This window comes from Paenibacillus sp. EB106-06-01-XG199 (assembly GCF_058791575.1).
The window spans coordinates 18397-40331 of sequence record NZ_JBYTDQ010000001.1 but is presented as its reverse complement, the minus strand read 5'-3'; the positions used below and the strand labels follow the sequence as shown (position 1 = coordinate 40331).

At 45.2% G+C, this 21935-nt stretch carries 21 protein-coding genes; 3 read left to right on the top strand and 18 right to left on the bottom strand.

Translation table 11 applies throughout. The features are described 5' to 3' along the window. Positions 1–76 precede the first annotated feature (76 nt). Positions 77–733, top strand: coding sequence for a histidine phosphatase family protein (locus tag AC3WT9_RS00220; protein WP_341379021.1), 657 nt, complete (start codon positions 77–79; stop codon positions 731–733). 29 nt (positions 734–762) lie between these two features. On the opposite strand, the gene AC3WT9_RS00215 is transcribed toward AC3WT9_RS00220, so the two are convergent. The 7 genes from AC3WT9_RS00215 to AC3WT9_RS00185 all read right to left on the bottom strand — a co-directional run bounded on the left by AC3WT9_RS00215 (position 763) and on the right by AC3WT9_RS00185 (position 10941). Then, positions 763–2259: a serine hydrolase domain-containing protein gene (locus AC3WT9_RS00215; protein WP_341379022.1), complete on the bottom strand. Its 1497-nt coding sequence runs from the start codon at positions 2257–2259 to the stop codon at positions 763–765. Between the two features lie 354 nt (positions 2260–2613). Further along, positions 2614–2832 carry a helix-turn-helix domain-containing protein gene (locus tag AC3WT9_RS00210; protein ID WP_038593853.1) on the bottom strand — a complete coding sequence of 73 codons (219 nt, stop codon included), beginning with the start codon at positions 2830–2832 and terminating at the stop codon, positions 2614–2616. A gap of 10 nt (positions 2833–2842) precedes the next feature. After that, the gene (locus tag AC3WT9_RS00205) at positions 2843–3325 is read right to left on the bottom strand and encodes a DUF2975 domain-containing protein (protein ID WP_341094180.1); all 483 of its coding nucleotides are present in this window, start codon (positions 3323–3325) and stop codon (positions 2843–2845) included. A gap of 254 nt (positions 3326–3579) precedes the next feature. Next, positions 3580–5136, bottom strand: a complete 1557-nt coding sequence (locus tag AC3WT9_RS00200; RefSeq protein ID WP_341094181.1) for an ABC-F family ATP-binding cassette domain-containing protein — start codon at positions 5134–5136, stop codon at positions 3580–3582. Positions 5137–5326: 190 nt separating this feature from the next. After that, entirely contained in the window at positions 5327–6202 is an 876-nt protein-coding gene (locus tag AC3WT9_RS00195) for an amidohydrolase family protein (RefSeq protein ID WP_341379023.1), read from the bottom strand. Continuing rightward, entirely contained in the window at positions 6189–9359 is a 3171-nt protein-coding gene (locus tag AC3WT9_RS00190; protein ID WP_492407151.1) for a GNAT family N-acetyltransferase, read from the bottom strand. The genes AC3WT9_RS00195 and AC3WT9_RS00190 overlap by 14 nt, the downstream gene beginning before the upstream one ends. A 331-nt stretch (positions 9360–9690) precedes the next feature. Further along, entirely contained in the window at positions 9691–10941 is a 1251-nt protein-coding gene (locus AC3WT9_RS00185) for an MFS transporter (RefSeq protein WP_341379025.1), read from the bottom strand. A 258-nt stretch (positions 10942–11199) separates the two neighbouring features. Here AC3WT9_RS00185 and AC3WT9_RS00180 point away from each other — a divergent pair, with 258 nt between their 5' ends. Then, positions 11200–11292: a YjcZ family sporulation protein gene (locus tag AC3WT9_RS00180; RefSeq protein ID WP_231578298.1), complete on the top strand. Its 93-nt coding sequence runs from the start codon at positions 11200–11202 to the stop codon at positions 11290–11292. Positions 11293–11347: 55 nt separating this feature from the next. Here the strand turns inward: AC3WT9_RS00180 and AC3WT9_RS00175 are convergent, their stop codons facing one another. Further along, positions 11348–11668, bottom strand: a complete 321-nt coding sequence (locus tag AC3WT9_RS00175; RefSeq protein ID WP_076114330.1) for a hypothetical protein — start codon at positions 11666–11668, stop codon at positions 11348–11350. 167 nt (positions 11669–11835) lie between these two features. Between AC3WT9_RS00175 and AC3WT9_RS00170 the strand changes: the two genes are divergently transcribed. Further along, on the top strand, positions 11836–12714 hold the full coding sequence (locus tag AC3WT9_RS00170) for a hypothetical protein (protein ID WP_341094185.1): 879 nt from the start codon (positions 11836–11838) through the stop codon (positions 12712–12714). An 80-nt stretch (positions 12715–12794) separates the two neighbouring features. On the opposite strand, the gene AC3WT9_RS00165 is transcribed toward AC3WT9_RS00170, so the two are convergent. The 10 genes from AC3WT9_RS00165 to AC3WT9_RS00120 form a co-directional block, all read right to left on the bottom strand. Beyond that, complete coding sequence (locus AC3WT9_RS00165) at positions 12795–13610, bottom strand: copper amine oxidase N-terminal domain-containing protein (RefSeq protein WP_492407149.1); 816 nt, start codon at positions 13608–13610, stop codon at positions 12795–12797. A 119-nt stretch (positions 13611–13729) separates the two neighbouring features. Continuing rightward, positions 13730–14794 carry a YrpD family protein gene (locus AC3WT9_RS00160; protein WP_341379028.1) on the bottom strand — a complete coding sequence of 355 codons (1065 nt, stop codon included), beginning with the start codon at positions 14792–14794 and terminating at the stop codon, positions 13730–13732. Positions 14795–15075: 281 nt separating this feature from the next. Continuing rightward, complete coding sequence (locus AC3WT9_RS00155) at positions 15076–15636, bottom strand: cysteine hydrolase family protein (protein WP_341379029.1); 561 nt, start codon at positions 15634–15636, stop codon at positions 15076–15078. A gap of 159 nt (positions 15637–15795) precedes the next feature. Then, positions 15796–17268 (bottom strand): protein adenylyltransferase SelO, encoded by a 1473-nt coding sequence (locus tag AC3WT9_RS00150; RefSeq protein ID WP_341094189.1) that lies wholly within the window; start codon positions 17266–17268, stop codon positions 15796–15798. A gap of 167 nt (positions 17269–17435) precedes the next feature. Further along, positions 17436–17768, bottom strand: coding sequence for a hypothetical protein (locus tag AC3WT9_RS00145; protein ID WP_492407148.1), 333 nt, complete (start codon positions 17766–17768; stop codon positions 17436–17438). Then, positions 17765–17896: a hypothetical protein gene (locus AC3WT9_RS00140; protein WP_341379031.1), complete on the bottom strand. Its 132-nt coding sequence runs from the start codon at positions 17894–17896 to the stop codon at positions 17765–17767. Before AC3WT9_RS00140 ends, AC3WT9_RS00145 begins: the two co-directional genes overlap by 4 nt. Positions 17897–17974: 78 nt before the next feature. Then, entirely contained in the window at positions 17975–19108 is a 1134-nt protein-coding gene (locus tag AC3WT9_RS00135) for an SGNH/GDSL hydrolase family protein (RefSeq protein ID WP_341094191.1), read from the bottom strand. Between the two features lie 51 nt (positions 19109–19159). Continuing rightward, the gene (locus AC3WT9_RS00130; RefSeq protein WP_341094192.1) at positions 19160–19768 is read right to left on the bottom strand and encodes a CPBP family intramembrane glutamic endopeptidase; all 609 of its coding nucleotides are present in this window, start codon (positions 19766–19768) and stop codon (positions 19160–19162) included. A 111-nt stretch (positions 19769–19879) separates the two neighbouring features. Further along, the gene (locus tag AC3WT9_RS00125) at positions 19880–21205 is read right to left on the bottom strand and encodes an ATP-binding protein (RefSeq protein WP_341094193.1); all 1326 of its coding nucleotides are present in this window, start codon (positions 21203–21205) and stop codon (positions 19880–19882) included. Beyond that, positions 21206–21931 (bottom strand): LytR/AlgR family response regulator transcription factor, encoded by a 726-nt coding sequence (locus AC3WT9_RS00120; protein ID WP_341379035.1) that lies wholly within the window; start codon positions 21929–21931, stop codon positions 21206–21208. Positions 21932–21935 lie beyond the last annotated feature (4 nt).

Sequence of the window (21935 nt, the reverse complement as noted above, 5' to 3'; positions counted from 1 at the left end):
ATATTAATTATTATATAATGTTTATTTATATTCTCTTATTTTATACTTACATCTATAAATAAGGGAGGCTTCGAACATGACAGAAACCGTATTATATTTAACCCGCCATGGGCAGACAGAATGGAATTTGCAGAAAAGAATGCAAGGGCATCAGAATTCAGCTCTTACTACCCTGGGAAAGCAGCAAGCTGAATGGTTGAAGGAACGTTTAGAGGGAGAGAACTTAGACGCGATCTATTCAAGTAGCAGTCTAAGAGCATTCCACACTGCGCAAATTCTGAGGGGAAATCGAACGCTGCCTATTCAACAGTTGGATGAGCTGATGGAAATCAATATGGGGATATGGGAAGGAATGAAAACCGAGCAAATAGAGCAAGATTATCCCTTGCAATATGCTCAATTTTTCACCAGTCCTGATCTATATGTTCCTATAGGCTTAGGAGAAACGTATGAACAGCTAGAACAAAGAGTGATTCCCGCTGTTAAGTGCATCCTTAACGATAACCCGGGACAGAAGCTGCTCATTGTTACACACCGAATGACCTTGAAAGTCATTATGGCTCATTTTCTCAATAAATCACTACGGGAAATCGGGGAAATGCCGGATATTTTCTCCACTGCATTATGTAAAGTACAAGTAATAGACGGAATACCACACATCGATTTGCTGGGTGATACTTCACATTATCGTGGAGCACAGAACCAGGAAAGCAGAACCGGTAATGCTACTTGATAGCAAATGGGTGACCGGTTCAGGCTTAGCTAGGACAAATTGCTCCTAAGGACTCCTAGCTTTTTCAAATTCAATATAATCGATAACATGCAGCTAAGTGAAACAAGCCCCATCCATAGGAATAGTGAATACGACATCCACACGCTAATCATGTAGTAATTATTGTTTAACAGATAAGGCCAGAACATAACCAATACCAGCAACATCGCTCTTAGGATAATAACAATAATTACTATAAGTCTCTTGTTCCTTGTCTTTTCAACCTTTTTATTTTGCTTGCTTCCTCCAGCTAGCTTAATCACCTTAAGACTTAAACTAATGGCTGTTAGTAAGGCCAGGAACGAAAAGATCAAATCAAGCAATATGTAACTGTCATCGTATGTAAATTTATTTATAGGATTACCATTCATATTCTCATGCAGGTTATGTGCAATCAGCGATGGTGCAGTTGAATTTAAATTAGTTAATACTAATACGGCCTCAAATTTCTCAATATCAATAATAAAATGTGAGGAATAATTAGGATTACTTCCACTGTGACTAATCACCCGTTCCTCTGGATCATTACTCCAACCGTATGAATAGTATTGGTTCTCCTCTTCATATCCAGCGGTTTGAAGGTCCACCTCATGAGATTGCTGAATAGCTCTCCTCAGACCATCCGGGATATCACCCATTCCTAATTGGGCATTCATCCAATGCTCCAAATCCTTTATATTCGTCACCAAATATCCAGCAGCAATATTCCCATAATATCTGGGGGCATCATATTGAAAGCTTTTGCCGAAAAACACCCGGTATCCTCTGGTAAGCTGATCCGGTTTCTGTTCCTGACCTGTTGAAAAATAACTGTCCGTCATTTTTAGCGGTACCAGTATATTCTGAGTTACATAATTCTGATAGCTTGTACCTGTAACTTCCTCAATAATCATCGCCAGAATATCATAATTTACAGTTGCATACTGATATTCTGTCCCCGGGTATGTATCCAATGAAATATCTGAAATCTTATTTATGGTTTCGTCAAGCAGATTCTCAGTAGTACCTTCAGGAATTAACTTTATACTCCAAGACGGAATCCCACTTGTATGAGCTAACAGCTGATCAATTGTAATATTCACATTCTCTCCTTGAAAGGCTGGGACAAAACGGGGAAGATACTCTGAGACAGAATCCGAATAAGCCAGTTTCCCCTCATCTTTCAACAGAATAATAGCCAGAGCTGTAAATGCCTTGGTCGTTGATCCCAATTCAAACAATGATTCTTCAGTGACCTTCTTGTCTAGGTCAACATCTGCGTATCCGTATACTTTATAATCTGTATTGCCCTGCTTGGATGAGACTATGGCTACTCCTGGAGTCGCTGTTTTGGCCATAAGGGTCTCTACCATATGCTCCTCAGTATCATATTTCCCTTCCGTAAACAACGTTCCAAACGCGCCCCTGTCAACAGCGGCAGTAATGATTATGATAAGCAAGATTACACTTGCTAGTGCTAAGCCTTTTCTCCTAAATAAGTTCTTCATTGTCTCTCCTCTTCTTGTTCGAATTATTCCATACTCCGCACAGCCCCAAGTCATTAGAAGCTGCTGCCTGGAGCAACGCTCTTTATTTATATCTTAACGTTCTTCATTTGGTTAGACGTTCTATTCCTCTACTTCTCTGCAACTAGTTGACAGAAAACCTCTCCACTAACCGTTTACACAAATTTAAGACAACCAAGTGGAAACGGCTTCGCCGTCCTCAAAAGGACGGTATCCGTTTCAGCGAGAAATAGAAGGATAATTTATAGCGTGAAGCCTATAAATTCTTATCTTTCAAAAAAGCTCCCGCCAAAACATCAGCAGAAGCTCCATTGAACTATTTTTAGACATTTCAGGTCAATTAGTATCTTCGTCACTTTTGTATTCTAAGATATCGCCAGGCTGACATTCTAAAGCCTTACAAATCGCCTCTAAAGTGGAAAAGCGAATTGCTTTTGCCTTTCCATTTTTTAATATAGACAGGTTAGCCATCGTGATTCCAACCCTCTCCGTAAGTTCGGTTACGCTCATTTTCCGCTTAGCCAACATCACATCAATATTGATTATAATCGCCATAGTTTTCACCTCAGACTGTCAAATCATTTTCAGATTTTAGTTCAATCGCCTCTGTTAAAAGGCTTTGGAGAACAGCAGCAAAAACGGCAATCACCATGGAGGCAAAGATAATAATCAATCCGATGACTATGATTCCAGGGGCATCATCCTTCTCCGCTATGAGATAGAAGAGTGGCATGCCTGCCACATACACGCTGCTGATTGTAATTGCACAGTATTTTATATTTTTTAATACTCGTACTGATAATTCTGAGAAAGCTTTGTTGTTGTCAATATAGCCCAGAAGTTTAAAAGCTTGATACAGAGCAATGTAGAAAGGAATCGCCGATGCATATAAATCGAGATAAACGAGAAATTGGATGTACGTCATCTCCGGATACAATTCTGCTGCAAAATTCGCGATCTCAGGTACCAGAAATATGCACAAAGCCAGAACCGGGATTCCAATCAGAATAACTGCTGCCTTTAAAAAGAGTGTTGTTCCTCGTTTCATAAAAAGCCCCTCACTTATGTTTAAATTTAATATGACTTTAGCACATAATTTATCGTTTTTCAATAAATAATTAGTGAATTTAAATATATTATTGTTGTTATAAGTAAAAGCCAATTAAGCTCCTGCAGCACTATGCGGCAGATAGTATCAATTTGTATACTGTAAAAAACACAAATGACCCGTAAGAGGGTCACTTGATGTTCAAAGTTTCCATCTTACGGGTCACCGTTCAGACCAGCTCTGTTGCCGGCTGTTTAAAACACTTTTGTCGTCCACGATTCGCAGTTCCATGTTTCTGTCACGATATCGCGGTAAAACTCGGGCTCATGGGAGATCAGCAAAATGCTGCCCTTGTACGCCTTGAGCGCACGCTGTAGCTCGTCCTTCGCATCTACGTCGAGATGGTTGGTTGGTTCGTCAAGTACGAGCAGATTTGTCTCACGGTTGATCAGCTTGCACAAACGGACCTTGGCTTTCTCGCCGCCGCTTAAGACCGTGATTTTGCTCTCGATATGTTTGGTCGTCAGGCCGCATTTAGCAAGAGCCGCCCGAATTTCAAACTGCGTATAGGACGGGAACTCGGTCCAAATTTCTTCAATACAGGTGTTGTAGTTCGCATCCTTCATTTCCTGCTCGAAATAGCCGATTTCCAGCAGGTCGCCGAGCTTGACCGAACCGGAGATCGCCGGAATCTGGCCGAGAATGCTGCGCAGCAGCGTCGTCTTCCCGATCCCGTTCGCACCGACGAGCGCTATTTTTTGTCCCCGCTCCATGCGCAGGTTCAGCGGTCTGGACAGCGGAGAATCGTAACCGATCACAAGTTCATTCGTTTCGAAAATCAGCTTGCCGGAAGTGCGCGCGTCCTTAAAGTTGAACTGCGGCTTCGGTTTTTCCCTCGCGAGCTCGATAACCTCCATCTTGTCCAGCTTCTTCTGCCGGGACATCGCCATATTCCGCGTAGCCACACTGGCCTTGTTCCGCGCAACAAAGTCCTTTAGATCTGCGATTTCCTGCTGCTGACGTTTGAATGCAGATTCAAGCTGCGATTTTTTCGCCTCGTACACCTGCTGGAAATAGTCATAATCCCCCACATAACGGGTCAGTGCCTGATTCTCCATATGGTAAATCAGGTTGATGACACTGTTCAGGAACGGTATGTCATGCGAGATCAGAATGAAGGCATTTTCGTATTCCTGCAAATACCGTTTCAGCCACACGATGTGCTGCTCGTCAAGATAGTTCGTAGGCTCGTCAAGCAGCAGAATGTCCGGCTTCTCCAGCAGCAGTTTAGCCAGCAGCACCTTAGTCCGCTGCCCCCCGCTGAGATCATGGACGTCCTTATCCAAGCCGATGTCTGTAAGTCCAAGTCCGCGGGCGGTTTCGTCGATTTTGGCGTCGATCATATAGAAATCCTGGCTCGTCAATGTGTCCTGAATGGTTCCAACATCCTCGAGCAGCTGCTCCAGCTCCTCCGGGGACACCTCACCCATTTTGCCGTACATGTCGTTCATCTCTTGTTCCATATCGAACAGATACTGGAACGCTCCGCGCAATACATCACGGATCGATTGTCCCTTGGTAAGCACCGCGTGCTGGTCCAGATATCCGGTCCGCACCCGTTTAGCCCATTCAACTTTACCTTCGTCCGGTTGAAGCTTGTCTGTGATGATGTTCATGAAGGTGGATTTACCTTCACCGTTGGCACCGATCAGACCGATATGTTCGCCCTTAAGCAGGCGGAAGGATACATCGGTGAAAATCGCGCGGTCTCCAAACCCGTGACTCAGCTTTTCTACGTTTAATATGCTCATGTATTTAACACCTTTTCCTTTATTCTTTATACTCGTCATATTATAAAGGCTAAAGCGCCACAACTCCATACGGTTTTAAAAAATCGTACATTTCTCTTAACCAAAAACAAGCCATCCCCTCATAAGATCTAAGGGGAAAGCTTGTTCAATTATACTTCATTGCACTCTGGCTGGGCTGTCCCCGGAAGTATCAGAGCGCCGCAATCCGCTGCTGGATGCGCGGAAACAAGCCAAAGGCATTCTCGTAAAACACCTTCTCGTGATGCTGCTCAGGTACAAGCCGGCGGACGAATTCCGCATACAGGTCAATTGGGGCAAGCGGCCAATCGGTGCCGAACAACATTTTCTCATAATGGTCGGAGTACACCAGTGCCCGGCGGAAATGGTCCATGAACAAGGGTTCGTTCATAAACCGTTCAAAATGGGGCCGGTCGCCGACGACAAGGCCGGACAAATCGGCATAGACGTTCGGATTCTTGGCCACCACTTCGGCAGCGTCCATCACCCAGGGATCACCCAGATGGCAGATCATAAAGTTCACGCCGCGCTGCTGGTAGGCTAGTTCATCTACGGTAAGAGGATGCGAATACTTAAGCAATCCATTCATCGAATACGTATCGCCGGTATGAATGACCACAGGCACGCCGTATTTGGCAGCCAGCTCATAGACCGGTGTATAGATTTTGTCATAAACGTAGTGATGGTAGTACCCGGCATACAGCTTAATTCCCGCTACCTCGGGAACTTGCAGCCGTGCTTCAATTCGGTCAAGCTCCTCTTGGACCTGGTCCCCTGCGAGCATGTTCGGGTTGATGCCAACGCATTCCATTAAGAACGGCGGAACACTGGCTTCCAAATCAAGGCCCATCGGATTGGGTGAAGCAGAGTCAGGAAAAGCACCCTTCGTCTGTTCCGTGACCCCCATACCAATGCCGAGAACTACACCGTTCTTGTCAAATTCCGCCTTGAGGCCAGCGGCTGTGTAATCGACCTTGGACAAATCCGCCGCTGTTTGATGAAAGCTGTCGATGTCAGACAGATGAATGTGTATGTCAATGATCGGCATTTATGCTCTCCTTTTCGTCAGTAGGACTGGTAAAGGCCAGCTTCAGAAGGCCCCGTACATCCTCTGGATTCAGAGGGATCTCCCCCATGATCAAGAAGGTTGGCTGTGTCCAAGCGGTTTCTCCGTTTAGAAGTGGAAGATGATGATCCACATCATGAGTGAACACCTTATTGTTCACATACAATGAAGCCCTCTGGTTGGGGTAATGATTCACAACATGCAGCATATCCTTACGTGAAACCGCACCGACCCGCAAGATCCCCTTGGAATCCAGCTGAGCTTCCACTTTCCCCAGAAGGAATTTGCCTTCCCCGGGGAATTCCATCCATCCTTCGGCAAAAACAGGTGAAGGCTTGAAGTAACTCTCCTCAGATAGCGAATACTGTGGCAGAACCACTCCACTTCCGTTGGTTACCGAATGCAGCATACAGAGCACCGGAACGCCGGGCAGCATAAGGTAATGCTGGTTGATTATGATCCCCCGGTTTGCTTCCTGCTTTTCGATAGAAGTGGTTAATCGCAGGCCTTTCCAGACATTTCCATAAACATCCTTCCGCTTCACCCACGCTGCGGTTCTCGGCTCCTGCTGCCGGCTGAATCCACCCATTCCGGAAATTCCTACGCCGAGACCACCGTACCAAGGATTCCACCAGGAACGCGGAATGGCTTCCGGGTAGGAGCTGTCCAGCCATTCTTCCCCTTGGTGCTTCAAGGAATGCACCACGCTTCCGAACTGAGGGGCAGCCGCTATCGAGAGTACTCCGTTACTCACCGTATAAATGGGACCCGCCGGACCTTCTTCGATCTCGCAAACAACTGTTGTTTCCGTCTGAGGGAACCAGAGACCCGACCGCTCCTGAATGCGATCCTCTCCGCGATAGACCACCCGGACCTTGTGACCAGATTCGCTGTGTCCCGGCGATCCCATTTCCTCAGGAGGGAGTTCAAAGCCCGCAGAGCGTATATCCTGCTCCCTTTGCAACTCGATACCAGCCGCTCTCTGCTCCGCTCTGCCATCGGTTTGCATAAACAGCTCAAGGCTTCCTGCAAGCGGGGTCATCTTTCGTTCGAGTAGTTCTGCCTGAAGCGCACCTGCCGCAAACGGATTTCCGCCGCCGAGTGTGAGTTCCAGATGATCGTCCAGCACCGGGATAACCGAATTCTTCTGCTTTCTGGCGAAGGCGCGGAATTCCGGCCACTTGGGAAAGGTGTTTAGTGCAAACACAGTTGCCTTTGTCCGCACGATCTCTCCAGCGGAAATCTGCCCAAGGTTATGCTCAAGCCCAAGCGTGTATTCCGGGCGAAGCAGCTTCAGCGAAGGGTCCCAGCAAATTCCGCAGGTGACGTTCTCTTCCTTGCAGAACATCCAGTTCTCCGTGACCTGGTCGCTGTCCCAAAGACCCGGATCACCGGCGTACGCATCGCCCATGTCCACGTAATGTCCCTGATACGGCAGGATCAGCCGCTTGCCAAAAAAGCCGAAATTCGTCAGTACATACATGTTATCATCTAATGCTTTGCTGCTGGTGTTGCAGATCTCATGATGAAACTCAGCGATTCCATTAGCGAATAGCTTAGCCACCGTTGTTATCTCCATACCCGGGAATTCATCCGACTCGTAGAGCGCTTCGAGAACCTGGCTCTCCCCTTCCGGGTAGATCTTCACGCTGACAGCCTGCTTCTTAGAAAATTCTTCTGCGAACGGCTTGCCTAGCTTCGGAAAGGTCCACCAGAAGTTATGGCTGGAGCCGGGATATTCAATCCACATTCCATTGTCGGACTTGTTCATATGGAGCGAGAAGGCACCGTTCACGGCGACCCACTGTTCACCCTCCTGCCCGCCGAAGCGGCCCTGCGTTCCCTTCATTAGAACGGATAGTTTGCTTGTGAAGGTGACCGCCTTTTGCCCAATTGGAACGGCCGTCACTTCAATATCTTGTGAGTAAAGCCCGTAGGACAACAGGGTGAAGGCTACCGGGATAGAGGCTTTGCTCTTAGCCGGAACCGTGAAGCGTATTGCACGTTCACCCCACTGCAGGAAATCCTTCTCCGGCAATTCAAAAGCGAACTCCGCTTCTGAGGCGAAGTTATTCTCCACGTTCAGATACAGCTCAGCCGGCAGGCCCGGATACAACTCCCGGGTTGGCAAAGCAATCTTCATCTTGACCGGAAATTTCGGAGCTACGCCAAGGCGGAACTCAGCCCGCTTGCCACCGATGATCCATTGGCTCGTCACAACCGGATGGGTCTTCTTATCATTCTGCTCCTCCCGAACCGGACCAAGCTCGAATTCACCCTCTACACTAACCGTTTCTCCCGCAGCAAGTGTATGTACAGCAGACAGGTCAAACCGGATGTTCTTATCATTCTGGCCCTTGATCTCAATCGCGAGTTCAGATGCAGAACGATTCTTGATCACATAACGAATCTTGTAAGCGGAGCCAAACACAAGATCATGATCGTCTATTTCAGTTGAGATCTCATAGTCAGGTGTATCAAGAGCGGTCAGCCCGCGACCGGACTTCTCGAATTCTGCCCGCAAGGAGAGTTCTCCCTTTTGCCAAGTATAATCAAAGAAATCAAACCCACGCTCCCGCCGGCCATCCGGCTGAATGGGAAGTTCGCGGGTGCTGTCTGCGTACCAATCCAGCTCCTCGAAATAGGGAGCAAGCGCTTCAGTCTGAAGAACGGTTGGAATGAAGTTCATCAGATGGACGTAATCTTCATTCTTTTCCCAGAAGAATCCGCATTTCTTATACATCGGCACAGCCTTGGTGTTGCCTGCCCAGGTAAACAGATCGAGACGCGGCCACCCCGCTTCGACGGTCTTGCGGACGGCGTTCAAAATCAGATTACGGCCTACCTTGTAACCGTGATAATCAGGTCGCACATTTAATAACGGTACGTACAATGCTCCCTCGTCTTGACGGTAATGTGCAAAACTGCAGAATCCGACCACCTCTTTGCCATCGACAGCGAGAAACACATGAAGATTGGCCGAAACCTCCATTTCCCTGCGCACACTGTCTTCTGTTCTGTGGTTGGTGCCGCCGCCCCAGCTTTCGTTACTGCGGTTCCACATCTCCGCGACCGCTCCAGCGTAAGAAGGATCGTATTCAATAATGCGGATTTGTTCCGTAGGGATAATTGCTGTCATGAACTCATCTCCTTATGTTTCAAATATGGATATGTAATCTACTTTAGCAGAGCAATAATAGCCCTATAAGTTCTCATTATACTATTATTTGGAAGACCATTACGAGGGCAAAAACTCTTATACTTAAAGAGTACATAGCTCAGTCTGACCCAATTATAGGAAACAGCGGCAGCCATGGACGACGAAATCATGTCCCGGACTGCCGCTGTTTTATTGGAGTATCGTCCTCTCCTAACCCTTCATGCTCAGCTTCTTAATATACGCGCTATCACGCTGACTAGTTTAATCTGCTCGTCTTGCGGCCATGACGTCCGCCTGACAAACCGGCATCCTATCCCCTTCCCGGCTCCGGCACTAGCATGAGAATGACAATACCTGCGATGAACAGGACGATAAGGCTGAAGACTCCCATGTTCGTGTGGCCGGTGAACTGTGCGGTGACTCCGATTAGAAGAGGTCCCAGAATCGATGCGAACTTGTCGAAAATATTATAAAACCCGAAAAACCGGTTAGCGTTCTCCTTCGGCACCATCCGTGCGAAGTAAGCCCGGCTCAACGCCTGAATGCCGCCTTGCGACGTGGCAACTAGCATCGCAAGCACCCAGAAGTCGAACACCGACTTCATGAAATACGCGTAGATACATACGATGATATAGACACAGATACCGACATATAGCATGGTTTTGCCCGAGAACCGATCCGCCAGACGCCCGTACAACATCGCAAATGGAGCAGCGACGACTTGCGTGACGAACAATATAATGAGCAAATCAGTCGATTCGATGCCCAGATCAGTCCCATAAGCGGTAGACATCGTAATGATCGTTCCAACGCCGTCGATATAGAAAAAATAAGCGAGCAAAAAAAGGAAAATCGCACGATGCTGCTTGATTTGCTTTAAGGTCTCGTAGAGGCGCTTGAAGCTGTTCGTGATGATTCGCGGCTCGCGGTTCAAGTAATGCTTCTGGTGTACGTTGCGGAGCATGGGTAAGGTGAAGATGCCCCACCAGAGGGCCGTAATGAAGAAAGCGATTTGGCTCGACACCGTGACGGAGATCGGCAGAATTTCTTGCTCAGCAAGAAGAATGATCGCAATGCTGATGATAAAAGGAATCGTACTGCCTATATACCCGATCGCAAATCCGCGGGCAGACACCTTATTCATCCGTTCGTTGTCGGTGACGTCTACTAGGAACGCGTCGTAGAACACATTGGAGCCTGCCGACCCGATCGCGATGAACATATAGCAGATGAGCAGCAGCTCCCAACTGTCGTTCGGAATAAACGTGAGCAGCGCGGTAGCGACTATACCGAGCAAGCTGAAGCAGGCGAAAAACGTTTTTTTGAACCCTTGGTAATCGGCAATTGTGCCCAAGATCGGGCCTAGCAGGGCAAGGATAAACGTCGAAACTGCAACAGCATATCCCAGATAAGCCGTAGAATCCGCGGCACTGATGCCAGCACCCTGAGCTGCTGCTTTGTAGAAGAGCGGGAAGACTGCCGTCGAAATGATGATGGAGTAGGCGGAATGACCCCAATCGTACCACATCCAGCTTTTTTCTTCCTTCGAATATGTACTCATAAACTGGACCTCCTGAATGAACCGAATGCTTTTATGTATAGGATATGTGAGTTTTGGACAGGGTGAGGTGACTCATAAAGGAAGTATAAGGCTTGAAATCGCAAAAATAACATGATTTTTGTAAAAATTGATGGATATAGGTTTAATAAAGAGCGATGAAAATCATTAAGAAAAAAAACACATTAGGCATTAGTCGTTACAGAGATAGGGACAGATACATATTATGGGTGTATAAGTTAAAGCAAAGGAGGAACAATAATGAGTGGTTGTGCAGGATTCGGAGGGTATACTTCTACTACTGTCATCTTGGTGCTTTACATTCTGTTGGTAATTGTTCTGAGAACGTTCTAAAATAATATTTAAAAAAACAAGAGCCTACGCTATGGAGGCTCTTTTCCCATTTATGTTATGTGTATAATAAAGTAATGACAAGCAGCTCGTACAGGACAAGAGTTAGAATCATCTCATCACTACTGTAAGAAGGACTTCCGAAAAAAGCACGCTGCCCTCCTTGCTTTGGAACTGCGAAATACAGTAAGCCTCTGTCACAATGCACAATTCTCCCGACGTAAACTTGACCGTCCAGGGTTTCAATTCTGACAATCTGATTACCATGTTGTTTGCATATATGCTGTAGGTGGCTCCTAATGTTTTTTAAGTTTTGAACAGATTGGCTGTCTGCTTGATACAAAACTTTTTGCTGATATCCTGCAGTTTGAAAACTCATAATTAACACTCCCTTCCTAATAAACTAATACATCATATGCCTAGTGCAATTACGTGGTTCGTTGCTTTAGAAAAAAGTTCTATGACCCTCCCCTCTTCCTTTTTATTTGAAATGAACCAGTTCTATTTGGTATAACTATAAGAAAACTGGTAAGGAGGTGAGCTCATTTGAACCATAAAGTGCTTAAAGTACTGAATAAGTTGTACAAGTATCCTAATTACAATTACGACAGAGAGAGGGAAGTAAGCCTCTACTTGGTGGATACCCTATCTCCTGCCGAACGGGAACTGCTGGAACAGCATCATTGGCAGGCTAATGATATCGGGCACATCACACATGATTCTGTGATTCACAGCCTGACCACGATGCAGGCGAATGCAAACCTTTCGTGGAAGGTAATTGCCGCCGCTTTTGTCACAGGTGTAGGAGGCAGCTTTCCACGTGGAATCTCCCCTTTGACCAGTTATCACCAAATGCTTCACACCCGCCCGCATCGTTATGAAGAAGCAGAACGTTTCCGCTTTTGTAAAGTGTGCGGGTTCAGCCACAACGATGAAGGCTGGACAAACGCATCCTATATTAGATATGCCATTCACTTAGGGAATACATATGGAAATAGTCCAATAGGCGCCTATGTGGACATAACCGAGTTTGCGCAAATCATAAAGAATGAGCCTATAATCCCGAGTAGTGAGGATATTGCCGTTTTTAACCGGCTGCTCCGCAATCTCGCTGAGGCGCCGGAGGATGAGACTCCAGGTAAATATGAGAAACGCCTAACCTCCATGAAGCTGGTTAAAGGAACGGCGGGTGTGCGCCGGGGTATCCTGCAATCACTGGCAACGGTCGGCATCCTGCCCAATCAAGTGCTGGAGCTTCAAGCTGATCGTTGGAGCAATAGGGAAGACATTGTAAACGGAGAACTGCAGTTGAACAATACGAGAGGCCGATCTGACATGGAAATGCCGTGGGCAGGATGGTACGGAGGCCTTGGGGTCGATTGGGACAAGGCGCAGCAGTTATTTGGCGAATGGATACAGCTTTAGTATTTAAGCCCTTGCCATTAACGGCAAGGGCTTATTCCCATTCATCTTATCAGTATTTGCAGCATCATAAATCCTACAAATTAATCTGCAAAAGCATCAACTAGAATATATCTTAGTGAATCTGCAAGAATTGTATTTGTTGTTTGAACGGAGAATGTGTCGCCAGGTTTGATTTGATTTTTATTGTATACATCAAAAGAACCGAAATTCGAATCTTGAACATAAAAGCGCAAATAGTTTCCAATACTTAATGACGATTCCCCCTCGTTGAGGGCCGTCACATTTACATTAATGACGGGTATTCCGGCTTTGTTGATTGTCGTTTGAATAGTGGAGTTTATAGGCCTAACCTTCGTATCGGATTTCCCGAGATGTCCCTCATCACTTACTACTCCCGAAGGCAAGTAGGCCGGATCGAGATTTAAACTTACAAGTCCTTTATTGTGATCCCAGGTAGTCTTAATATGGAGTGCTTTAGTGACTACGCTCAATGGAATGAACATACTTTCTTTGATTAAAGCTGGTACCGTATCCATCTCGGATTTCACATTATTTATTTCAATCTCTTTTGACCCAATTGTCATTTTTATAGTATAGTTCTTCTCTTCTTCCTTTAGATAGTTCTTTCTTGTGATCATAGCGTTTTTTGTCTTAGCATCATAATTCACGTCAGCAGCCAATAAATCAGATATGCTGCGCAATGGAACCATTAGGCGATTTTTGTTATCAACATATGGTGCGTGGGGAGCGGTGTATGCCACATAGAACTGGTTAATTTTCAACAATAATGGTGATTTAACCGGTGCAGATGAAGTGGATGCTGCATTTGCTACAGGGATCGATGAACAAGTTGTTATCAGAAGACAAAGCATTATTAACTTTCGTTTGATGAGCACATATATCAACCTTTCGAGATAAAGTAGTAAAGACACCTTATGTGATAACACCAGAGAATATTTCCACGGCATCATAAAAATAAGGTGTCTTTAAATTTATTTACACTGAACAGTAATAATTATTTTGAAACCTTTATTGTTACATTGTTGCTCGAAACGGTTACATTAGCAAAATCGGTACCGTTGGACACAGGAGTATATGCGCTACCGTCTATGAGAATATTACTCAATATACCTGTAACTTGTCCAGCAGCGTCCCCTTGAGGCACTTCATTAACTACTGTATCCGCAATAGTGGCCAAATATTTCCAACTACTGGTGCTACTAACATAAGTGTTTGCTATTTCTGTTACGGCTGTAAGATATGTGTTTGTTCCGTTCCCCTCATGGTCAGCATAAAGAGCATAACCTCTTGTGGATAATCTAGTATTATTACCAAGATTTCGATAAATAGTTACATCTACATCTTTACCTGGAACGTATCCATTTTTATACCAAATTTCATTATATGGACTTATTCGATTTCCTGGAACTGTATTTCCATCTCCTTTACTTCCCCAATAGTAATTAATAGTTGGTTGCCACTTATTAACACCATATGCACTTGAAAATACAAGTCCCATATCTGACTCAATTGTTCTGTTAGTTGTTCCTGACTTGTCCTTTCCTACACCAGAAAAACCGCCATAAATATAGGTTCGGGCTGTAGGTCCTGTTGTAGTAGCAGGAGTACGAATAACAAAGGTGTTGATGCTTCCATTTCTTTGAACTGTTGCTCGTCCCCCGATCCCACTTGGAATTGTGTCGGAGGCAGCAGCAGTTACTTCACTCTGATCAGATGTTATTTCGTTTTGTGCTAAATATTCTAGAGGGTAAGTTAATACGTATTCATCAGCACTTACCGAAGACCTCTCATAAAAATATCCTGTATCTCCCTCTACAAATGTATAGTTAAATGTTTCAGGAATTGAATTTAAATTATTGGTTTGTTGTTTGTTCGATGGTGAATATTCTTCAGATAAATTACGTGCTTTTGATATAAAAGAATCTAGCTTTTCTTGAGCCGGTTTAATTCCTTCGCTTTGAATTTCAATATTGCTTCCTTCAGTTTCTGCGCTTGCTATCGTTGGAACAAGAAGCATTGAACTTAAAACTACTAAACATATGCCTTTCTTCAAAATCATAATATTTCCTCTTTTCTATAAATTTTTCAATTTATATTTGAAAGCCGGCCAGCTATTCAAAACAAAATGACATGATTGATAGTATAGAGGATATGTATGACATCAATAGATATCCCTGACACAATATAACATTATATTCCATAGTAATCAATGGAATTTTTTCTATTAATTCTTTTTTACATTCACAGATTCAGTGACAGCTTCAGGATCATATTCTACCTAATAGTTTTTCGTTAACTAAAAGTCAGCAAAAAGCGGCACATTTAAGTGCCGCCTGCGAATTATGATCTATAAGAGTCATGTGTGGGACGAAACAAATCTTCCTCAGAATCTCTGACCATAGAAAAGTGCTCGACATTGTAGTGCCCATGTAACGTTTTATTGTGATGCCTGATGATCTGTTCTGCACTTAAAACATCAGTGTCCGTTGTAGAATGTCCATCCCCAACCAAGGTGACATCCATATTACTGACCGTAGCAGTCCGGACTGCAGTATCGATGCAGTGCTGAGTTTTACAACCCATAATGACCACATGCCCAATCTGCTGATCTTTCAGGTATGCAAGAAGTCCTGTCCCGTGAAAAGAATTGGTTGCCAGCTTATCGAAGACTTTGGCATCTGCAGACTTATTGATTTCATGGTGCACTTGAAAGCCTGCACCTTTTCCCTCCGCTACATCGAGGTCCCTTATAAACACAACTTCGACACCTGCTTCTTGGGCTCGTTCAATCACTTTATTAATATTCCGGATAAGCTGTTCTTTGTTAAATACCGCACTTTCCTGCTCATTTCCATCAATTAACTCTTGCTGCGCGTCGATAATTAATAATACCTGATTCAAATTGATTTTCCCCTTTCAGATGGCGGGGAACGTTAACGGACATGATTAGTTAGACGTTATCCCCATATTGTTTTTTTCACTGGCATTGTTTTTCATAATATCTAGCTCCCGAGAAAAAATAGTGTATCCACTTTAGAGTGAACATTTAGACTTTTTTAGTCAGGTACCGCAGAAAGTCCGGTAGGGTCTGGTGGATTCCTCTGGCAGTGAATTGTAGTCATCCTGATCTGATGAGTAGGCGTATGGGTTGGCAAGCACACCAAGGAGCCGCTCCAGCACACTAAAGTCCTCTTCTCTCACTGCTGCTTCGAGCGCTTCTTCTACCCGGTGGTTGCGTGGAATTACCGCTGGATTGCTGGCGCGCATTAGCTGCTGCGAAGCGTCTTGCGATTCCTGCTGCCTGCCCAGTCTCGCCTGCCAAAGTTCATACCACCCGGTAAATTCAGGTGTTCCATGCAAAACCGTTTCTTCCGGCTTATTTAAAGTTAAGGCCCGGAAAGTATGGGTATAGTCGGCACGATACTGTTGCATCATTTCAAGCAAGCCTTCGATAAGAGATTCATCCTGCGGTTCTTCATTAAAGATTCCCAGCTTCGCCCTCATTCCTGTGAGCCAATGGCTGAGGAAGATCTCTTGAAAATCTGCAATTGCATCCTCGGCAAGGCTGATCGCCTCGCCCTTGTCTTCATGCAGCAGCGGCAGCAGCGTTTCTGCAAATCTTGCGAGATTCCATGCAGCAATCCCCGGCTGATTGCCATAGGCATACCGGCCTTGAAGATCTATCGAGCTGAATACTGTCGCAGGATCATAGACATCCATGAAAGCACAAGGACCGTAGTCAATGGTTTCTCCACTTAGTGCCATGTTGTCGGTATTCATCACTCCATGAATAAACCCGACCAGTTGCCACTTAGCAATCAGCTCAGCCTGACGTTTGATCACTTCCCGAAGCAGCACAAGATAACGGTTCGGATCAGAATCAGAGCCAGCTTCCGGATAATGTCTTTGCAACGTGTAATCTGCCAGGGCCTGAAGATCCTTGTCAGTGCCCCATGCGGAGACGTATTGAAAGGTACCGACACGCAGATGACTGGCAGCTACACGAGTCAATATAGCACCCGGCTGCTCAGTCTCGCGGAATATCAGCTCCCCTGTAGTGACTACCGCCAAGCTGCGGGTGGTAGGAATACCAAGCGCATGCATGGCTTCACTGATAATATATTCGCGAAGCATTGGCCCGAGCGCTGCACGTCCATCGCCTCCGCGGGAGTATGGCGTTCTACCTGAGCCCTTAAGCTGAATATCAAACCTCTCGCCTTCTGGCGTAATCTGTTCACCAAGAAGCACAGCCCTCCCGTCACCTAACCTGTTAAAGTGTCCGAATTGATGTCCTGCATAAGCTTGGGCAAGTGAATCAGCACCTTCAGGAATTTCATTGCCTGCCAGCACTGCAGCTCCATTATCGCTACGCAACGCCTGAACCTTCAACCCAAGAGATGCTGCCAAGGTTTCATTGAAAATCACCAGCTTCGGCAGTCGTACGGAATCAGGTTTGAGCCTTGTATACAGCGATTCGGGAAGAGAAACATAACTGTTGTCGAAATTCCATCCTGCATCAATTTTCTCCGTCATAAAATCTCCTATCCGAAATTTATTATTTTTCACAAAGCATTTTCTCTGATCTCATTTAGTTCTGCTGGATTAAAAACACACCTGCATGATACAGATTGAAAAATTCCTCCGAAACACTTTGATCAAAAATAATCATGTCATCCGTATTTACGGTGACTCTAATCCCATTACGCTTTTAGCAGCAATCCTTTTTCTTCCACTTTTCTTTTTGAAGGAAGGAACAGCAAATTCAACATATCCAATGATTGGAAGTAATTCTGAGCGAAATATTGATCTAACTTTTCTTTTATCTCATCAATAGGAGTATAGGATAAGAATGCAATCTCCGGTACAAAAGTCATTTGAAGCAGCTGTACACCATCCAACTTTGCCTGCATAAATGCGGCTTCGATACGTTTTTCATACCCTAATCTTCCCTGAAATAATGGTTTTATGTATTGCGCATTCCATTGATTCATTTCGCTCAGGTCATTAAACTTCGGACAATCAGGTATTTTCACCCCGGCCCATTCTTCGATATACTTCTTATTACCGCCTCTTGGAAGATGGTTGTGCAAATCCCTTTTGGTATTTTTCTCATCTCAGCCAAATCATTACTTTCCAACGCTTTACAAAATCTTTCCTTCATCCAGCACCTCCTAAATACCGCTCCTCCAGTTCCAAATCCCCCTCCATTGCCCCTTTTCCTTATCTCAAGTATTTAAGTTCAATTTATAGTCGCTAAAATTCCTTGGATGTAACCGGTCAGCTCTTGTGCCGCTTGCTTATGGGCCAATACTCCCGGATGGCTTCTTGCACCTATAGTTTCATTCGTCATATTCGGAAGTTGAAATACAGAAACCTTCTTGTCGCCTGTTCTCTTGGCATAACGGTCTACACCACGATGAATCGCCGGCATCATTGGGATGCCCAGCATTCCATAGGCCCAGATGATGTGCGCAGTTTTATTATTAGTTCTGAGCTTCAGAAGAAACTTCTCAACAGCCAACTCGAATGCCGCCAAATCCCCTTCATTATAAGTCCCGTCCTCATTTAGCCGTTGATTATGAATCTTCCCGCTATCTTCATCGTGCCATCCCGGAGAATGAAAAGCACCGTCATCATTGGTTCCGAGATTAACCACCACCACATCCGGCTGCCAAGAATCAAAATCATTTGCTGAAAAAGCTCCTAACGCTGCATTTTTCGCACCGGCAAGCAGCCCGCACACCTGCTCGTAGGTTTCAGGAAGATTGGCATGCGGATTATTATCCCAGCTAGTAAGCACGCCCCATCCGCTTTGCGAAATAACCCGATATTCTGCGTTCAAAGCGTCAGCCGTCATTGCCGTATAATTATGTATTGCGCTGAACCACATCGGAATCCAGTCTTCTTCACTTTTGGCTCCGACGACGCCTTCCCCGGAAGTAATGCTGTCGCCAATAAACTCAAATTTATAGGGCTTAGCTTCAACAGGTACAAATCCCCCATCCGTCTTCACGGCGTGGATTTGCATGTAGCAGCCCGGATCTCCGCTCATAGCCTGCACATCTTTTACAACCCGGACATTCTTCACAGCATTCTCATTCATCCCTCTGAACACACAGACCCAGTACCTTCCCGCGGTTAACATTTGTCTGCTTACAGGTACAGAGTTGATGAGTATACTAATCCAAGGCTCGTACTGATCATATCCGGACTCCACTTCAATCCAGAGCTCCGAAGCCTTTACGTTGAATTCAACCGCACTTCCTGTCCAGAACAAGGTTACCGGGTCCAGGCAGCCTGTTGTTCTGCCATGAACCTTCAAATGTTCGATCCCGGAGCATGGATATGTCTGCAATGCTTCATTTTTGTGCATCAAATTCCCTCCAATTTATGGTTTTAACCCACAGGAGATCTGTAAACTTCTCTACATCCATTGATACATCATAACAATGGAGGAGATCAGGTTAGTCAGCCCATGCAGGACCCAACCTGGTATAATCGAGCCGGCAGATAACTTCTCGTCCAACAGTCCGATACTCCAGCCCACAAAGCCTGCAAGAATCATTACAACTACAGAATGAAATAATCCGGCACTACTGTATAACATAACAGCATGTACGGCGCCAAACAATAGAGCCTGGGCACTGTTCCCAATTGCAAATCCGAACTTCGAGTTTAGCCGTTTGCCAATGAATCCGCGGAACAGAATCTCTTCGGACAAACTCGTCTGCACCCATGAAAAGATCAACGCCGGAATCAGACCCTTAAGACCTGTACCGTAAAACTGCGAGCTGGCCAAAGTATCCTTATCCAGCATATAGATTGTAGTAAGCATTCCCAAGCTGGTGAATATAGTCACTGTAAGGATGAAGCATAGGATGAACTGCTTCCTGGAAACCACTTGAGGTTTCTTCCAGCCAATCCACTTTACAAACGAAGATGTCTTTCTGCTTGTAAAGAACCAGTATGCATAGGGAATAGAGGTGAACAAGATAAGCTGAAGGACTGCACTGATGAGCAATGACAATGTCAACGGAATAACCTCCTTTAAATAAAGAACAGCCTCACTTTATCATGGACTGCTTCTCTGAAACGGGAGGAGACCGTAACTTGCCCGGTTGATGGAGTAGTTGGCATCTGATAGCTACCCGGGCACTGGCAATACCGCCAGCATCATGAACTGCTGATCCTCATATCTGAAACTGACACTTCCTTGAAGCTGCTGAACGGCATACTCAATACTTTCGATTCCGAACCCTTTGCTGCCTAAGTTCCGCTTGCTGGATAAAAAGGAGCCATGTCCGTCCTCCGTAAGCAGAGATGCGGGATTCTTCAGGGAAATCACCAATAATCCGTCACTATAAATCACTTCCAGTTCAATTGAATACGGCCCTGGCTGGGGTAATCTCTGAATCCCTTCAATCGCATTGTCGAGGGCATTGCCAAGGATTATCGCAATATTCACCTCTTTGCCTGCAAGCGACAAGTCCTGAGGAATGCGAAAATGAGATTGCATTGCAACCTTATTCAGTTCAGCTATAGCGAACTTCTCGTTATAGATCGCATCAATAGCTATGTTTCCAGAAGAGATAAATTTTTCTCCCGGCCTATGCTTCAAAGCAACCTCCGCAACATAAGCGCTGGCTTCTTGTACAGCTCCTGCTTCCAGCAGAGAATGAATGAGGAGCAGAACATGATTCAGATCATGCCGCAAGCGCTTTGCTTCTTGATTCTCTTTCAGTTTACCTGTGTATTCCGTCACTTGCTGCTCCAGCACATGATTATGGAATTCTACCTGCATCCGTTTCATTAACTTATGGTACATAAACATTTCAGCAATGTTAATGACAAGAATACCTAACAGGATGATCACAAATTCAAGCGGGATATTGGAAGGCTTGAACCCATTCCCCCTTATATTGACAATAATAATGAGCAAAGAGCCGGCCGAAACCAGATTCAGCACAGCCCAATCCTGATTCGACAGTAACGTTGTGTTGTCAACTTGGAATAACCGTAACAATAGCAGGCATAACATGATGCTTAGCAAAATAAGAACGATGAAACTGAAAGACAGCCACAGGAAATTGGCATTATCCATTCTCTCGGGATTGAGCGGGATATGCTGAACCCCGTACCACACCAGCATTTCAATAACAACTGTAAATACCGTATAGAAACTGCTGAAGAACAGCTTTTGCAGCACACTGCCGCGAAAATAAACGGTCGTAATCAGACTATATACTAGGAGGTGAAGGACAACCGAAACAACCGGCGGCAAGCTGGCTGCGGTAAGTGATTTAACCATATAAACGAGAATAAGGCAGCCAACGAATGACTTCTTGCTCCTGTTCAGGATTAGAAATTTTTTTAGAAAAATATAGAATGCAAACCCCTGCGGAGCATAAATAAGGATGAGCATAAACACACCGAGCAAAAAGTAGGGACTATTCTCCTGAATGAAAGACATCTATCTAAGAAGCCTCTTTTCTATAAAGGCATGGTACGACCGTAAAGAATCAGAGCTTCTACTGCGGCTGACAGGAAGTTCCACTCCGTTCTTCAATTGAATAAGCTCTTTACTTAAAGAACGGACATAGAGCCAATTTACAAGGTATCCCGTATGTACGCGACAAAAATCATGCGGCCAGAGCCGTCCCTCCAACTCCCCCAATTTGCCGTAATATGAATAAGTAGCGTTTTCAGTACACAGGACCAATTTTTTCCCCCGTTCTACCGTGATATACATAATGTCATCTACTTTTAAATTATAGTCCATATGATGAATTGAGAATGACAGCACATTGCTTCTTTGCATGCATTGCTGGACGGCCTTGACTGTCGCGGCCTGCAGTTCATGTTCATCAATGGGTTTCAGCAAATAACGGAACGGATGAACCTCAAAGCTTCTTCTCATATAACTGGTGTGGCTGGTGACATAGATGATTAACACACCGGCATCTTCTAGCCGGATCTTCTCTGCGACTTCTATGCCGTTATACCCGGGCATCTCCATGTCCAGATAAACAATATCGTAAGCAGTAGAGCTCATGGCCGTAAGCAAGGATTCACCTGACTCAAAAATCTCAATGGTGCCAGTTATCCCCTGCAGGTTCATCAGCAGCTTCATTAGCAATTCTTCCAATCTTGAGGCCTCTGTCCTCTGATCGTCACAAATGGCAATGTGAAGATTCATAATA

Excerpts from the sequence above, each read along its gene's own strand:
- AC3WT9_RS00135 (WP_341094191.1), bottom strand. The coding sequence starts at position 19,108 with ATGCACAAAAATGAAGCATTGCAGACATATCCATGCTCCGGGATCGAA.
- AC3WT9_RS00125 (WP_341094193.1), bottom strand. The coding sequence starts at position 21,205 with ATGTCTTTCATTCAGGAGAATAGTCCCTACTTTTTGCTCGGTGTGTTT.
- AC3WT9_RS00160 (WP_341379028.1), bottom strand. The coding sequence starts at position 14,794 with ATGATTTTGAAGAAAGGCATATGTTTAGTAGTTTTAAGTTCAATGCTT.
- AC3WT9_RS00140 (WP_341379031.1), bottom strand. The coding sequence starts at position 17,896 with ATGAAGGAAAGATTTTGTAAAGCGTTGGAAAGTAATGATTTGGCTGAG.
- AC3WT9_RS00195 (WP_341379023.1), bottom strand. The coding sequence starts at position 6,202 with ATGCCGATCATTGACATACACATTCATCTGTCTGACATCGACAGCTTT.
- AC3WT9_RS00180 (WP_231578298.1), top strand. The coding sequence starts at position 11,200 with ATGAGTGGTTGTGCAGGATTCGGAGGGTATACTTCTACTACTGTCATC.
- AC3WT9_RS00215 (WP_341379022.1), bottom strand. The coding sequence starts at position 2,259 with ATGAAGAACTTATTTAGGAGAAAAGGCTTAGCACTAGCAAGTGTAATC.
- AC3WT9_RS00205 (WP_341094180.1), bottom strand. The coding sequence starts at position 3,325 with ATGAAACGAGGAACAACACTCTTTTTAAAGGCAGCAGTTATTCTGATT.
- AC3WT9_RS00190 (WP_492407151.1), bottom strand. The coding sequence starts at position 9,359 with ATGACAGCAATTATCCCTACGGAACAAATCCGCATTATTGAATACGAT.
- AC3WT9_RS00185 (WP_341379025.1), bottom strand. The coding sequence starts at position 10,941 with ATGAGTACATATTCGAAGGAAGAAAAAAGCTGGATGTGGTACGATTGG.
- AC3WT9_RS00210 (WP_038593853.1), bottom strand. The coding sequence starts at position 2,832 with ATGGCGATTATAATCAATATTGATGTGATGTTGGCTAAGCGGAAAATG.
- AC3WT9_RS00200 (WP_341094181.1), bottom strand. The coding sequence starts at position 5,136 with ATGAGCATATTAAACGTAGAAAAGCTGAGTCACGGGTTTGGAGACCGC.
- AC3WT9_RS00175 (WP_076114330.1), bottom strand. The coding sequence starts at position 11,668 with ATGAGTTTTCAAACTGCAGGATATCAGCAAAAAGTTTTGTATCAAGCA.
- AC3WT9_RS00120 (WP_341379035.1), bottom strand. The coding sequence starts at position 21,931 with ATGAATCTTCACATTGCCATTTGTGACGATCAGAGGACAGAGGCCTCA.
- AC3WT9_RS00150 (WP_341094189.1), bottom strand. The coding sequence starts at position 17,268 with ATGACGGAGAAAATTGATGCAGGATGGAATTTCGACAACAGTTATGTT.
- AC3WT9_RS00220 (WP_341379021.1), top strand. The coding sequence starts at position 77 with ATGACAGAAACCGTATTATATTTAACCCGCCATGGGCAGACAGAATGG.